Origin of the sequence: Ideonella azotifigens, assembly GCF_021043325.1 — a bacterium.
GTDB lineage: Bacteria > Pseudomonadota > Gammaproteobacteria > Burkholderiales > Burkholderiaceae_C > Ideonella > Ideonella azotifigens.
Window position 1 is genome coordinate 339,409 of sequence record NZ_JAJNKD010000005.1, and the last position, 13,565, is coordinate 352,973.

A 13,565-nucleotide genomic window follows, 5' to 3' on the forward strand; every position below is an offset into this window, starting at 1 on the left:
TCATCGACCGACCGCGGTCTCGCCAAACAGATCTGAATCCACCGTTGCGGAGAATGCAGTGAAACATTACGACAAGTGCTTTATCGACGGCCAATGGGTGGAGCCGCGCTCTGCGCGGACCTTCGAACTCATCAATCCGGCCAGCGAAGAAGTCTTCGCCACCGTGGCACTGGCCAGTGCGCAGGACGTGGACCTGGCGGTCGTCGCCGCGCGGCGCGCCTTCTGGGACTTCAGCCAGACCACCCGCGACGAGCGCATCGCGCTGCTGGAGCGCATCGTGGCGCGGTTCACCGAACGCGAAGCGGACGTGGCCGCGGCCATCACCCGCGAACTGGGCGCGCCGGTGTGCCTGAAGCAGCGCACCGGTGCCGCGATAGACGCCTTCCGTCAGGCCATCAAGACCTTGCGGGCCTACGAGTTCGAGACGAGGCTGGGCGACAACATCGTGCGCCGCGAGCCTATCGGCGTGTGCGGCCTGATCACGGCGTGGAACTGGCCGGCGCAACTGCTGGCCACCAAGGTGTCGGCGGCGCTTGCAGCCGGCTGCACGGTGATCGTGAAGCCGAGCGAGTTCACGCCGGTCACGGCCATCCTGATGACGGAGATCCTGCACGAGGCGGGCGTGCCGAAGGGGGTGGTCAATCTGGTGATCGGAGACGGCCCCACCGTGGGCCAGGCCATCTGCAAGCACCCCGACATCGACTTCGTCTCGTTCACCGGTTCGACGCGCGCGGGCATCCTGGTGGCCGAAGCCGCGGCGGGCACGGTCAAGCGCGTTTCGCAGGAGCTTGGCGGCAAGTCGGCCAACATCATCCTGCCCGATGCCGATCTGACGGCCGCGGTGCGCTGGAACGTCACGCGGGCCTTTACCAACAGCGGCCAGTCCTGCCATGCGCCCACCCGCATCCTGGTCCAGGAGGCGCAGGTCGACGAGGTTGTGCGCCTGCTGGCGGACGAAGTGGTGAAGGTCCGTGTGGGCGACCCACAGGACCCCGCCACGCTCGTCGGGCCGGTGGTGAACCGGGCGCAGTTCGAGCGGGTGCAGCACTACATCCAGGTTGGCATCGATGAGGGCGCGCGGCTGGTCAGCGGCGGTCTGGGCCGGCCCGAGGGCCTCCTGCACGGCTACTACGTCCGGCCAACCGTCTTTGCCGACGTGACGTCGCAGATGACCATCGCCCAGGAGGAGATCTTCGGCCCGGTGCTCGCCGTGATGTCCTACCGGGACGAGGCCGATGCCATCGCCATCGCCAACGGCACCGAGTACGGACTCGGCGGCTACATCTTCACGCGCGACTCGGCGCGCGGCAAGGACATCGGTGCGCGCATGCGCGCCGGGCGCATTTTCCTGAACGGCGCACCCAGCAACACCGAAGCCCCGATGGGCGGCTACAAGCGCTCCGGCAACGGGCGCGAGATGGGCGTCTTCGGCCTGGAGGAGTACCTTGAGGTCAAGGCCATGATCGGCTTCGCGCCGTCGCTCGGCGCCTGACAGCGGGGCGCCTGCATGTGCGCGAGCAGGCCCCACCCGGCGCTGCCGAGCGTCCCGACATCAACACACAATTCATCAACAACCGGAGTAGACAAGCATGCCGCAACTGGACGGAAAGAAAGTTCTGATCACCGGTGCCCTCGGCACCATTGGCCGCGCGATGGTCACGCGCTATGCCCAGGAGGGCGCCAGCGTGATCGCGCTCGACCGGCCCGGCGCCCCCAATGCACAGGGTATCCTGGACGAGGCGGCGCCGAACGTGCGCTTCTTCGGCTGTGACCTGAACCAGCTTGCCGCCACCGAAAGCGCGGTGAGCCAGCTCGCCAACGAAGTGGGCGGCATCGACATCCTGGTGAACAACGCCGCGCTGGTCATCATGAAGCCCTTCGAGCAGTTCAGCATCGAGGAGTACGAAGACCAGGTGCGCATCAACTCGTCGGCCGTCTTCGTGTTGGCCCGGGCCTGCTGCAAGACGATGAAGGAGCGCAAGCAGGGCAAGATCATCAACGTGACCTCCTTGACGCTCACCGGCCGATGGGAAGGGTACGTGCCCTACATCGCCTCGAAAGGCGCGATGTTCGGCTTGGTCAAGGGCCTGGCGCGCGAGCTCGGTGCGCACGGCATCACGGTGAACGGCATCTCGCCGGGCGCCGTGCTGTCGGAAGCGGAGTTCCGTGATCGGGCCGATACGCGCGAGCAGTACCACAACTGGATCCTGGAGAACCAGAGCCTGAAGCGCCGCATCGAGGCGGTCGACATCGCCAACCTGTCCGTGTTCCTCTCGTCCTCGCAGGCGGACCTGATCACCGGCCAGAACATCCAGATCGACGGCGGCTGGTAGTCCGTCATGGCCGACCATCGCCCGGAGCTTTTCGCCGAAGACTTCATCTTTCTCGAGGCGCCGCACTGGCAGGACGGCCGGCTCTGGGTGTCGGACGTCTTCGACCATTCGGTCTATGCACTGGACATGCAGGGTGGACGCCGCAAGGTCTGCCACGTGCCGCACCGCCCGTCGGGGCTCGGCTTCCTGCCGGATGGCACGCCCATCGTCGTGTCATCGAAGAACCGCAAGCTGATGCGGATAGACGGCGAGACGCTGGTCGAACATGCCGACCTGTCGAACCTTGCCACTGGCGACGTGAACGATTTCGTCGTCGACCGTTACGGGCGGATCTATGTCGGCAACTTCGGCTATGACTACGACGCCGGCGAGCCGCGGGCGCTGACAGACCTGCACCGGATCGAGCGGGACGGCACCGTCAGCGTGGCTGCCAGCGGGCTCGAGTTCCCCAACGGCGCTGCCATCATCAACGATGGCACGACGCTGGTGGTGGCCGAGACCTGGGCGGGTCGATTGACCGCATTCGACATCGACGCCGACGGTCACCTCGGCCACCGGCGGGTGTTCGCCGATCTCGGCGAGCGGCATCCCGACGGCCTCTGCGGCGATGCCGAAGGCGCCATCTGGGTGGGCTGCTTCAATACCGGTGAGTTCCTGCGGGTGCTCGAAGGCGGTGTCGTCACCGACATCATCGCCTTCGAAGGCCGCGGCGTGTCGTGCACGCTGGGCGGGGAGGGCGGCCGGCAACTCTTCTGCACCGTCTATCGCGGCTCCATCGAGGAGCTGGTCGCCGGCCGGCGCCACGGCGCAGTCTTCGCGCTGCCGGTGGCTGTGCCGGGGACGGACCCTGTCCGAGCATGATGCTGGCCTGCGCTCCGCCAACGCCCCCGGGACTGCTGAGCGGCATCCATGCCGGCTGGTGGAACCGGCTGAATACAATGCGGGCCAACATCCCAGAGAGGATCCCGCCCCATGATGCGCTCGGTAGAACGAACCCTCGCCGTGTTCGAAAGCTTCGCCCCCGACCAGACTTCGCTGACGCTGCAGGAGATTGCGGACAGCATCGAACTTCCGAAGTCCACCGCCTTCCGTATCGTTGGCAGCCTTGAAGAGGCCGGCTACCTGGTGCGGCTGGAGGACCAGCGTTACTGCCTGTCGTTCCGCTTCACGCGGCTGGCCGGGCTGGTGCGCAACACTTTGGACATCCGCGCCATCGCGCGTCCCGCGATGCTGACCCTGGCCGAGCAGACCCAGGAGACGGTGGCGATCCACATGGCGGTGGACGGCAACCGTGTCTGCGTCGACTCGGTGGCAACTGCACCATCGCAACTGCGCAGCGTGATGCAGCCGGGCGAGCAGATCCCGCTGCTGCTCGGTTCGGCATCCAAGACGCTGCTGGCTTTCATGCCGGAAACCGCCTCGTCATCGACCCTCGCCGCAATCGCACGGGCCACCCAGCGCAAGTCCGCCGAGATCCGCGCGCAGCTCAGCGAGATCCGGGATCAGGGCTACGCGGTGTCGCACGGTGAGCGGCTGCTCGGCCTGTCGGCCATTTCGGCACCCGTGTGGGACGCCAACGGTGAGGCGCGTTACTGCATCACCGTCAACGGTCCGTCGGTGCGCATCCAGATGCACGAGAAAGCCTTCACCAAGCTGGTGAAAAAAGCCGCCGGCGACATCTCGCGCCGCTTCGGCGGGCCTGTCGCCAGCTGAGCGGGGCTTTGCGCGTCGGCTAGAACAGCGAGCCGATCATGCCGCCCTCCACCGCAATGGTGGACCCGGTGACAAAACCCGCCTGTGCGGAGGCCAGGAAGGCCACCACGCCTGCCAGTTCCTCTTGCGTGCCCATGCGGTGCAGCGGCGTCATCGAGACGCGGCGCTCCGCCTGGGCCGGCGTGTAGGCGGCCGAGCCGCTGCGGTGCGAGGTGTCGATCAGGGCGGGCGCCACGCAGTTCACCGTGATGCCCTTTGGCCCGAGCTCGTTGGCCAGGCCCTTCAGATAGGCCGTCACGCCGGCCCTGAAGACGGTGGACAGCGCATGCACGGCCATTGGCTGCTTGGCAGAGGCCGACGTGATCGCCAGGATGCGCCCCCATCCCTTGTCGAGCATCTGCGGCGCTACCGCATTGACCACCTGGACCACGCTCAGCAACTGGTTCTCGTAGGCCTCCTGCCAGCGCTCGGGCTCGGTCTCCTTGAGCGTGTCGCGCAGCGGGTTCGGTGGGCGGCCGGTGACGAGCACCATGATGTCGGCGCCCCCCAGCGATGCCAGCGTGCCTGAGAGGCGCGCCACGTCGTCGGCCACCAGCATGCTGCCCGCCACGACATGGGCTTTGACGCCGTAGTCGCCCTCGATCTCCTCGGCCACCGCCTGAAGCTTCTCGGCGGTGCGGGCGAACAGCAGCACGTTGGCGCCCTCCGCGGCCAGGGTGCGGGCGATGTTGCGACCCATGCCGCCGCTGGAGGCGGTGACCAGGGCGAGCTTTCCGTCGATGCCGAGATTCATGGTAGGTCTGTCTCCGGGGGCGATGTTGCGGTTCCGTTCAGTGGAACTGTATGTGTGCAGTGGAACCGATGATAACATTCGAAGCTCTGTTAAGGACCAGCTTTCAAGGGGCTTCGGGCATGAGCACTTCCACGAATCAGGCGGCCGGTTGGACCGCAAGCAAGCGTCTCGACGGCAAGGTCGCCGTTGTCATCGGTGCGGGTCAGAGCCCGGGCGAGGGCTTGGGCAACGGGCGCGCGGCGGCCATCCGCTTCGCCCGCGAAGGCGCGCGTGTGCTGGCGGTGAACCGATCGATCGAATCCGCCGAAGAGACCGCCGCGATGATCCGCAGCGAAGGCGGCGATGCCATCGCCTTCAAGGCTGACATCCAGAAGGAGGCCGACATCGTCGCCGCCATCTCCGAGGCGCATCGGCACTGGGGCTCGCTCGACGTTCTGCACAACAACGTCGGCGTGAGCCTCGGCGGTGGCGATGCGGACCTGATGGACATCACCGAAGAACAGTTCGACAACATCTACCGCAGCAACCTGCGCGGCACCGCGTTCACCTGCAAGCATGCGCTGGTGATCATGCGCCAGCAGCGTTCGGGCGCGATCGTCAATGTCTCCTCGGCTGCCGCGGTGGGCCTGTATCCGTATGCGGCCTACAAGGCCACCAAGGCAGGCGTCAATGCGCTCACCGAGCAGTTGGCACTGCAGAACGCCAAGTTCAACATTCGCGTCAATGCCATCCTGCCAGGCCTGATCGACACGCCCATGGCGGTCGAGACCCGCTCGCGCCGTTTCTCCAAGTCGCGTGACGAGATCAACGCCGAGCGCAACGCCAAGGTGCCGCTGCTGCGTCAGGGCACCGGATGGGACGTCGCCAACCTCGCGCTGTTCCTGGCGTCGGACGAAGCCAGCTTCATCACCGGCGAGTGCATCCTGGTCGACGGCGGCCGGATCCTCAACCGCACCTGATCGGCGGGTGGGCGCAGGCAGCCGCCTCGCGCCAGGCAATGCCCCGCCGGGCACGGCCGTCCGGATCCCGCCGCCTCACGCCTTCTCGGCCGCCGCGGGGGCCACCGCTGGCGGGCGGGATGCAGGCGCCTCGGCGCCACAGGCGTTCCGCGCCGCAAGGTAGCCGAAGACGAGCGCAGGCCCCAGGGTGATGCCCGGCCCCGGATAGGCACCGTTCATCACCGACTGCATGTCGTTGCCGCAGGCATACAGGCCCTCGATGGCGCGACCCGCCTCGTCCAGCGCACGCCCTGACGGATCAGTCCGCACGCCGGCGGACATGCCGAGGTCCGCAGGGAACACGGCAACGGCGTGATACGGCGGCCGCTCCAGCGGCGCCACGCAAGGATTGGGTTGCTGGTCGGCATCGCCCAGGTGCCGCTGATAAATGGTGCTGCCGCGCCCGAAGGCGGTGTCGACACCGCGCGCCGCGCCGACATTGAAGGCCCGCACGGTCTCTGCCAATGATGCCGGTGGCACCCCGATCCGGGTGGCCAGCGCTTCCAGCGTCGGCGCCGTGTGCAGGTAGCCGCTGCGTTGCTCGGCACGGGCCGACAAGGCGAAGGGCCGGATCCGGCCGAGGCCGTATTTCCAGAGGAACCGGCTGTCGCAGATCAGCCAGGCGGGGATGGCGCTATCGGCACTGCGCAACTGCGCGCGCACGAACTCGTGGTACGAGACCGCCTCGTTGACAAAGCGGCAGCCGGTCTGGTTCACCGCGATCAGGCCGGGCTTGGCACGGTCGGTGACCGTGTGGGGAAACAGTGCCGTGCTGCCGTCCGAGCGCCGGAATCGGGACACCGGCACCCAGAAGGCCTGGGCGCCGTCGATCGTCGAGGTGGCGGGCGTCAGCTGTGCGCCGGTGCCGGCGGCAAGCGCGGCGCCGCTGTGGGCTGCGCCGCTTCGAACCGTCGCCGACAGCGTACCGGCCGCCGCCGGCACATAGCGTGGGCGCAATGCCGAGTCGTGGGACAGTCCGCCCGTCGCGAGGATGACGCCGAGGCTGGCGCGAGACTCTCCGCGCTGGCCGTCGAATTCGGTGCGCACGCCCGCCACGCGGCCGTCGGTCTCGATCAGTCCGATCACCGAGGTGCGGGTGGCGATGTCGACGCCCAGGTCGAGCGCCGACTTGAACAGCCGCGCTGCCAGCGCGTTGCCGAGCACCAGCGAAGTGCCGCGGTGGGCTTGCAGGCGCTGCAGCATGAAGCGCGCGAGCAGCTTCAGCGCATGCCACTGCGCCTGCGGGGATCGGCCCACCCGACGCAGGACGGGCAGATCCTCGCGGCTCACCATCATGCCGCCAAACAACAGGAACTCGGGCAGCGGATCCCGCAGTCGCGCGAAGTCGGCGCCGAGCGCGCGGCCATCGAACGAAACCGGCTCCAGCACCCTGCCGCCGGCAGTGGCGCCCGGCAGGTCGGCGTAGTAGTCGGGATAGCGGCTGACCGGTTGCAGGCGCAACGAAGTGTGGGCCTCCAGGAAGCGGATGGCCTCGTCGCCTCGCGACAGGAAGGCCTGCATGCGGGGATCGTCTGATGAGCCTGGAACGGTCTGATCCAGGTACTCGCGCGTCGCAGCGGCGCTGTCCGGAAGTCCGGCCTGATGCATCTTGTGGTTGTCCGGGATCCACACCATGCCACCCGAGATGGCCGTCGTCCCGCCGATGCGGTCGCTGTGCTCGAGCAGCAGCACGCGCTTGCCCAGCGCAGCTGCCGTGCAGGCCGCCGAGAGCCCGGCGGCGCCGCTGCCTACGACGATGATGTCGTGCATGGCTTCCTTTGAATTGTGTCGTCGAGGTCTGCGCAGCGCAGGCGCCCGCAGGGTTGGTGCCGGCGGGGCCGGCAAGGCGTGGCATCGGGATGACCTGCGGCCACCTGCCGCGGGACCTGGCCGGTGCGCGGATCAGTCATGGGCCAGGCGCAGGGCAACCGCCGCAGCCAGCAGGACCACGGCGCCACTGGCGCCAAAGGCCGCTGCAAAACCCGCTTGGTCGGCCAGCAACCCCAGGGCCGGTCCCGCCAGGGCGAGGGCCAGATCCAGGCAGGCGGTGTAGCTGCCCAGCGCCAGCGCGCGGTGCCCGCTCGGTGCACCGCGCACGACCTCCAGCCCCAGGCCCGGAAACACCAGCGAATACCCCAGACCGGTAAGGGCTGAGCCCAGGAGCGCTACCGTGGCCGAAGGCGCCAGGGCCAGCAAGGCCAGCCCGGCTGTTTCCACCAGCATGCCGCACGCGGCGACCCGCGCACCGCCGAAGCGGTCGGGCAACTGCGATCCCACCAACCGCGCGGCCACGAAGGCGGCCGAGAACGCGGTGAACCCGGCCCAGCCCGGTGTCCAGCCGCGGCTGGCAAACAGCAGTGCGACAAAGGTCGTCACGGCGGCGAATCCGAGGCTGCTGAGTGCCAGGCCGAGCCCCGGCTTCCAGACTGCGCGCAGGACTGGCATGCCGCCGGACGGCCGGGCGGCGCCAGGCGGCCCAGCCCGTTGGGGCGCCTGGCGCAGCAAGGGCAGGGCCATGGCCGGCACCACCAGCGTTGCCAGGCCGATGGCCGAGAAACCAATCGTGTCATAGAGCAATACGCCGATCGGCGCTCCGATCGCGAAGGCCGTGTACATCGCGATGCCGATCCATGCGATCACCCGACCCGTTTGGCTGGCAGGGGCCGCAGCGATGCCCCACGCCAAGGCGCCGGTGATGACGAAACTCTCGGCCGCGCCGAGCAGGGCACGCCCCAGCAGCAGCACGCCCACGGCGACGTCGGGCGACGCATGGAAGGGCAAGGAGAGCAGGTACACCGCACCTGAGAGACAGCCCGCGAGCAGCCCCGCGCGCAGCGCTACCCGCGGCCCCCGCGTGTCGCAGAGGTGGCCGCACCACAGGCGCGAGGCGAGGGCCGCCGCAAACTGGCTGCCCACCACGGTCCCGACCACGAAGGAGCTCATGCCCAGCGTCTGGTGGACATGCACGGGCAGGACCGGCATGCCCAGGCCGGTCATGGCGAAGACCATGAACACCAGCGCCATCGGCGCCATGAGGATGCGCCGCAGCGGCGCGCCTGCCATGGCACCGGGCGGGGGCGAGGCGGTCAGAATTCGAAGCACGCTTTGCCTGCGGTCTGGCTGTCGAACTGCCGATAGGCCTGTTCGGCCTGGGCAAGCTGCCAGCGATTGCTGAACTGCTGGTCAAGGTCAATCCCATGGTCGGCCACGAAGCGCACGCAGCGTGCCATGCCGACGTCCGAGAAGGTCCAGTGGCCGATGATGCTGCGCTGCCTCATCATCAGGTCTGACCAGACGTTGAGCGTGACCTCTCCGCCGACGCCGACGAAGGCGATGCGGCCCCAGTTGGCAGTGCAGCGCACCGCGGCGAGCCGGGCGGCGGCGACACCCGAGCAGTCGATGGCCACCGTTGCGCCCCGGCCCGCGGTCCACTGCAGGATGGCTTCCACCGCATCCGCTTCGCGCGAGTTGACGGCCTGGGTGGCGCCGAGCTGGCGTGCCCGCTCGACTCGGTCACTGCAGACGTCGACCGCGAAGGTCCGCGCGCCCATGGCGCGGGCCAGCTGGATCGCCGACTGGCCGACCGGCCCCAAGCCGAAGACAGCGAGCGTGTCGCGCTCGCTGATCTCCATGCGCTCCAGCGCGCCGAAGGCCGTGCCGGTGCCGCACGAGATGGCTGCACCCGCCCGGTAGCCGATTTCGGCGGGCAGGTGGATCAGCGAGCGGGCCGGCACCCGCATGAACGGCGCATGGCCGCCGTGAGCCGTATGGCCGAACACGGTCGAGCCGCGCTCGCACATCTGGACCCAGCCGTTGCGGCAGGGATCGCAGTGGCGGCAACCATCGTAGTGATAGACCATCACGCGGTCGCCCGGGCGAAAGGCGCGCCGGTCGACATTGCGGCCGAGTTCGGCGATGACACCGCAGGGTTCGTGACCCGCGATGACCGGGCTCTCGGGCGACAGCCCGTGTTCGGCCAGGAAGCCCGGACTCTTGGCCGCCAGCGATGCGCCAGGAGCCCCGCGGTAGTGGTGCAGGTCGCTGCCGCAGAAACCGGAGGCCTTCATCTCGACCACCACGTCGTCGTCCCCGGGAACGGGGTCGTCGAATGACTGCAGCGCGAGCTTGCGATGACCCTTGAAAACGACGCCGAGCATCGATGATCTCCTTGATGGGCGACGCAGCCTGTCAGTCCAGGGCCAGCTTCAGGTCCTTCAGGATGTCCTTGAAGACCATGGAGTCCTTGCGGGCCATGTCCTGCAGCTCGGCAGGTGTCTGGATCAGCATCTCGAAACCCACGCTGCCCATGTAGGCCCGCAATTCGGGATCCTGCAGCACCCGACCGACGTCCGCATTGATCTTGTTCACGATGGGCTGCGGCGTGCCGCGAGGGGCGTACATCGACACCCAGGTCTGCAACTGGTAGTGCGCAGGACCTTGCGACTCAGCCACGGTCGGTACATCGGGAAAGATGGCGCTGCGCTGGGGCGCTGTGATGGCCAGGTATTTGATCTTCCGCGCCTTGAGCATCGGCTGCGTGGTCGAAGCCGTGCCCACGGCCCAGCTGATGTCGCCGTTGCTGATGGCCATGTAGATCTGCGGCGTTTCCTTGTAGGGAATGTGGGTCATCTTCACGCCGGCGGCCTGCTCCAGCATGGCGCCGCCCAGGTGGATGTTGCCGCCCACGCCGGACGAGCCATAGCTCAGGCCTCCGGGCGCAGCCTTCGCCGCCTGGATCAGGTCGCCCACGGTGTTCCACTTGGAGTCCGCGGCGACTGCGACGAAATACCAGGTGCGGTACAGGGTCGCCACCGGCTCGACGTCCTTGATCGGGTCGTACGGCAGCTTCTTCCACAGGTGGGGCGCAACGGCGATCAGTGGTGCATCGACCTGTACCAGCGTGTAGCCATCGGCTGGCGCGCGCTTGGCCGCCTCCATTGCCAGCCAGCCGTTGGCGCCGGGCCGGTTCTCGATGACCACCTGCTGACCCCACACGCGCGCCAGCCTTTCGCCGACCATCCGCATGATGGTGTCTGGCCCGGTGCCTGCAGGAAAGGGCAGCAGCACCTTGACCGGCCTGTCGGGGAAGGTCTGGCCATGCACACCGACGGCCACAGTGCACGCGAGTGCGGCCGCCACGAAAGATCGCTTGTGCATGGTTGTCTCTCTTGTGGATGTCGATCGCCCGCACCTGGCATGCCAGTGGCACCCTCAAGGCGACGTCGGTCGAGTGTGCCGCCGGGATCGCCGACGTTCCAGTTGCTTTTTCTAGCCGAAGGGGCGGGTCCAACTTTCCATGAAGCCTGGGACAATCGGGCAGGTGAAACTCGCAATGTCCTTGTTCGCCGCCCAACGGGCTCCATGGCTCACCAGGTGAGCCCGCCGTTCGCCCGCGAGTCGCTCTCGCGCGAGATCGTCCGTCTCGTCGGCGGTCAGGGCGGCGTGCATGCCTGCATGTCGGGCCTGCGCATGGCGGTGCCGCTGATGGCACTGCAGCTCGGCCACGGCGCAGCGGCCGTGGGCTTGCTGCTGGCCTTGTTCGGCGCGGCCCAGCTCGCCATCTCGATCCCGGCGGGCCGGATGGCGGATCGGCATGGGCTGAAGAGGCCGATGCATATCAGCATGGTCGCCGCCTTCGCCGGCGCCGCGGTGGCAGCAGCCTGGCCGACCTACCCGGGACTGTGCGCAACGGCTCTGTTGGAAGGCGGTGCCGTTGCGCTCGCGGTGATTGCCCTGCAGCGCCACGCGGGGCAGATCGCGCACGGCGCGGACGAGCTGAGGCGGGTGTTCTCCTGGCTCTCTTTCACGCCGGCGGCAGCGAACTTCCTCGGCCCCTTCGCGGCGGGCTTGGTGATCGACGCGCTAGGCTACCGGGCCGCGTTCCTCTTGCTGGGCGTGGGGCCCGTGGTGAGCTGGGCCTTCCTGCGCGGTGCCACGGCTTTGCCGGCATCCGCCGGGCCGTCCCGGTCCGGCGCCGGTGGCGAGGGCCTGTGGCGCGATCCGGCCGTGCGCAGCGTGCTGCTGATGAACGGCTTCGTGTCGGCCACCTGGGACATCCATGGCGTCATGGTGCCGCTGCTCGGACATGCGCGCGGGCTGAATGCTTCGGCGATCGGCAGCATTCTCGCCTCGTTCGCCATCGCGGCGGCGGCCGTGCGCCTGCTGGTGCCATGGCTCGGCCGGCACTTTCGGGAGTGGGTGCTCATGGCGAGCGCGCTCACCGCGGCCTGCGTGCTGCTGGCGGTGTATCCCTTGATGCGCACCGCGCTGGCGATGGGCGCCTGCTCCATGCTGATGGGCATGACGATCGGCGGCGTGCAACCCATGGTCATGAGCCTGCTGCACCAGATCACACCGCCGCACCGGCACGGACAGGTGATCGCACTGCGCATGATGATGATCAATGCCTCCAGCATCTCGATGCCGCTCATGGCCGGTGCGGCCGGGGGCATCGTCGGGGCGGCCGGCGTCTTCTGGATCATGGCTGCGTCGCTGCTGGTCGGCGTACGGGTCGCGTTCGACCTGCGCCGCATGCCGCCGCCTTGATGCGTCAGCGTCGCTCATCCGAGGACCCAGAATACGCGACCGGACCGGCCCGAGGGGCGTACAGATACTGCCTGGCATCTCCAGTCAGGACGGCGCCTGGAGCCGCAGTACCGATCATGCCCCCCAATTCAACGCCGTCGCCTGGTGTGTCTCGGCCTCGCGCTGTGTTCGCCCGGTTTCGCGGCGCCAGCGTCCTTCCCAGCAAGCCGAGCTTGTCCTTCCTCTTCGATGCCTACATCAGCAGCGGCGGCCAGATCGCCGCCGGCAAGATGAAGGCATTGGCCGTGACCTCGCCGGAGCGGCTGCAGGTGCTGCCGAACGTGCCCACCTTCAAGAAGCGGCTCCCGAAGGAGTAGGGCAGCGTCGAGCGCTGTCGCCGGCGCGCGCGTTCAGGGTGCGTCGGTGGCGGCCGGGCCCGCCTGCTCGGGCCAGAGGATCTTCGCCACGGCGCGCTCGCGGCCATATGCGTAGCAGCTGTCCATCTTCCACGGCGCTGCGAGCGCCCGTTCCGGATCAGCGCCGCGGATGCCCTGCAGCGCCGTCGTGCCCAGCGTCACCAGCATCTCCATCAAATGGGTGCAACCGGCGGCGCCGCGCAGCCGCTCCTTGACCTTGGCCGACCAGCCGCGGGCCACCTTCTCGCCGATCAGGACTTTGAGCGTTCCTTCGGCTTCCCGGCACAGACGCCACGGCGTGGCATCGGACGACGCCTCGATGTCGCGCACGACGAACTCGCTGTCCAGCGTGATGCGCACCCAGAGGTCGTGCAGCGGATCGCCCGCAGGCACCGGCTCCGGCGAGCTGGCGCGCAGGAAGGGAAAGGGCTTGCGGTCGACGAGCCGTGCCTCGACGTCGAACAGGCCGTCGTCGCGTGCGAAGGCGCGCATGTCGATGGCGCGGTGATGCACTTCACGGCGCGGGGCAGGCAGGGTCAGTGGCATTACAGGCTCGACTGGAGGGGACAGGCGCACGGGGCCGTTGCCGTGCATTGTTGCGCCCGCCGCGGCGCCGGTCGAGTCGACTTTCTTTTGCTTGACGGTAAGCGCTGCTGACCCGAGAGCGCCGCTGGTAAGCCAGACCGGCTCCACGAATAAGAAGAAGTGAATGGACACGCCCAATCCCGCTCGGCACAGTCCATCGTCCTCGGAAGGCATCCGCCAATCGAGCCGACGCACAACACAG

At 68.2% G+C, this 13,565-nt stretch carries 13 protein-coding genes; 7 read left to right on the forward strand and 6 right to left on the reverse strand.

Going from position 1 to position 13,565, the window contains the following annotated elements; all coding sequences use genetic code 11:
- Positions 1 to 58: 58 nt before the first annotated feature.
- The 4 genes from LRH25_RS14225 to LRH25_RS14240 all read left to right on the forward strand — a co-directional run bounded on the left by LRH25_RS14225 (position 59) and on the right by LRH25_RS14240 (position 4,046).
- The gene (locus tag LRH25_RS14225) at positions 59 to 1,492 is read left to right on the forward strand and encodes an aldehyde dehydrogenase family protein (protein WP_141286346.1); all 1,434 of its coding nucleotides are present in this window, start codon (positions 59 to 61) and stop codon (positions 1,490 to 1,492) included.
- A gap of 97 nt (positions 1,493 to 1,589) precedes the next feature.
- A complete protein-coding gene (locus tag LRH25_RS14230; protein ID WP_141286348.1) occupies positions 1,590 to 2,333 on the forward strand; it encodes an SDR family oxidoreductase in 744 nt (247 codons plus the stop codon).
- A 6-nt stretch (positions 2,334 to 2,339) separates the two neighbouring features.
- Positions 2,340 to 3,194, forward strand: coding sequence for an SMP-30/gluconolactonase/LRE family protein (locus LRH25_RS14235; RefSeq protein WP_141286350.1), 855 nt, complete (start codon positions 2,340 to 2,342; stop codon positions 3,192 to 3,194).
- 111 nt (positions 3,195 to 3,305) lie between these two features.
- Entirely contained in the window at positions 3,306 to 4,046 is a 741-nt protein-coding gene (locus LRH25_RS14240; RefSeq protein ID WP_211361320.1) for an IclR family transcriptional regulator, read from the forward strand.
- 19 nt (positions 4,047 to 4,065) lie between these two features.
- Here LRH25_RS14240 and LRH25_RS14245 read toward each other — a convergent pair whose 3' ends face one another.
- Positions 4,066 to 4,839: an SDR family oxidoreductase gene (locus LRH25_RS14245; RefSeq protein WP_141286352.1), complete on the reverse strand. Its 774-nt coding sequence runs from the start codon at positions 4,837 to 4,839 to the stop codon at positions 4,066 to 4,068.
- Between the two features lie 68 nt (positions 4,840 to 4,907).
- Here LRH25_RS14245 and LRH25_RS14250 point away from each other — a divergent pair, with 68 nt between their 5' ends.
- Positions 4,908 to 5,798, forward strand: coding sequence for an SDR family NAD(P)-dependent oxidoreductase (locus LRH25_RS14250; protein WP_231011403.1), 891 nt, complete (start codon positions 4,908 to 4,910; stop codon positions 5,796 to 5,798).
- A gap of 75 nt (positions 5,799 to 5,873) precedes the next feature.
- Here the strand turns inward: LRH25_RS14250 and LRH25_RS14255 are convergent, their stop codons facing one another.
- The 4 genes from LRH25_RS14255 to LRH25_RS14270 form a co-directional block, all read right to left on the reverse strand.
- Complete coding sequence (locus LRH25_RS14255) at positions 5,874 to 7,607, reverse strand: FAD-dependent oxidoreductase (protein ID WP_231011405.1); 1,734 nt, start codon at positions 7,605 to 7,607, stop codon at positions 5,874 to 5,876.
- A 132-nt stretch (positions 7,608 to 7,739) separates the two neighbouring features.
- The gene (locus tag LRH25_RS14260; protein ID WP_231011407.1) at positions 7,740 to 8,939 is read right to left on the reverse strand and encodes an arabinose transporter; all 1,200 of its coding nucleotides are present in this window, start codon (positions 8,937 to 8,939) and stop codon (positions 7,740 to 7,742) included.
- Positions 8,924 to 9,994 (reverse strand): zinc-binding dehydrogenase, encoded by a 1,071-nt coding sequence (locus LRH25_RS14265; protein WP_141286488.1) that lies wholly within the window; start codon positions 9,992 to 9,994, stop codon positions 8,924 to 8,926. Before LRH25_RS14265 ends, LRH25_RS14260 begins: the two co-directional genes overlap by 16 nt.
- A gap of 31 nt (positions 9,995 to 10,025) precedes the next feature.
- Complete coding sequence (locus tag LRH25_RS14270) at positions 10,026 to 10,994, reverse strand: Bug family tripartite tricarboxylate transporter substrate binding protein (protein WP_141286490.1); 969 nt, start codon at positions 10,992 to 10,994, stop codon at positions 10,026 to 10,028.
- 216 nt (positions 10,995 to 11,210) lie between these two features.
- On the opposite strand from LRH25_RS14270, the gene LRH25_RS14275 reads away from it, so the two are divergent.
- Both LRH25_RS14275 and LRH25_RS14280 read left to right on the forward strand, forming a co-directional pair.
- The gene (locus LRH25_RS14275; RefSeq protein ID WP_231011409.1) at positions 11,211 to 12,383 is read left to right on the forward strand and encodes an MFS transporter; all 1,173 of its coding nucleotides are present in this window, start codon (positions 11,211 to 11,213) and stop codon (positions 12,381 to 12,383) included.
- Positions 12,384 to 12,595: 212 nt separating this feature from the next.
- Positions 12,596 to 12,739 (forward strand): tripartite tricarboxylate transporter substrate-binding protein, encoded by a 144-nt coding sequence (locus tag LRH25_RS14280; RefSeq protein ID WP_170200786.1) that lies wholly within the window; start codon positions 12,596 to 12,598, stop codon positions 12,737 to 12,739.
- Positions 12,740 to 12,772: 33 nt separating this feature from the next.
- Here the strand turns inward: LRH25_RS14280 and LRH25_RS14285 are convergent, their stop codons facing one another.
- Positions 12,773 to 13,537 carry a DUF2889 domain-containing protein gene (locus LRH25_RS14285; RefSeq protein WP_231011410.1) on the reverse strand — a complete coding sequence of 255 codons (765 nt, stop codon included), beginning with the start codon at positions 13,535 to 13,537 and terminating at the stop codon, positions 12,773 to 12,775.
- Positions 13,538 to 13,565: the final 28 nt, after the last annotated feature.

Bases quoted from the DNA above. Each gene is read 5' to 3' on its own strand.
- LRH25_RS14230 (WP_141286348.1), top strand. From the start codon at position 1,590: ATGCCGCAACTGGACGGAAAGAAAGTTCTGATCACCGGTGCCCTCGGC.
- LRH25_RS14235 (WP_141286350.1), top strand. From the start codon at position 2,340: ATGGCCGACCATCGCCCGGAGCTTTTCGCCGAAGACTTCATCTTTCTC.
- LRH25_RS14240 (WP_211361320.1), top strand. From the start codon at position 3,306: ATGATGCGCTCGGTAGAACGAACCCTCGCCGTGTTCGAAAGCTTCGCC.
- LRH25_RS14245 (WP_141286352.1), bottom strand. From the start codon at position 4,839: ATGAATCTCGGCATCGACGGAAAGCTCGCCCTGGTCACCGCCTCCAGC.
- LRH25_RS14250 (WP_231011403.1), top strand. From the start codon at position 4,908: ATGATAACATTCGAAGCTCTGTTAAGGACCAGCTTTCAAGGGGCTTCG.
- LRH25_RS14255 (WP_231011405.1), bottom strand. From the start codon at position 7,607: ATGCACGACATCATCGTCGTAGGCAGCGGCGCCGCCGGGCTCTCGGCG.
- LRH25_RS14265 (WP_141286488.1), bottom strand. From the start codon at position 9,994: ATGCTCGGCGTCGTTTTCAAGGGTCATCGCAAGCTCGCGCTGCAGTCA.
- LRH25_RS14270 (WP_141286490.1), bottom strand. From the start codon at position 10,994: ATGCACAAGCGATCTTTCGTGGCGGCCGCACTCGCGTGCACTGTGGCC.
- LRH25_RS14285 (WP_231011410.1), bottom strand. From the start codon at position 13,537: ATGCCTTCCGAGGACGATGGACTGTGCCGAGCGGGATTGGGCGTGTCC.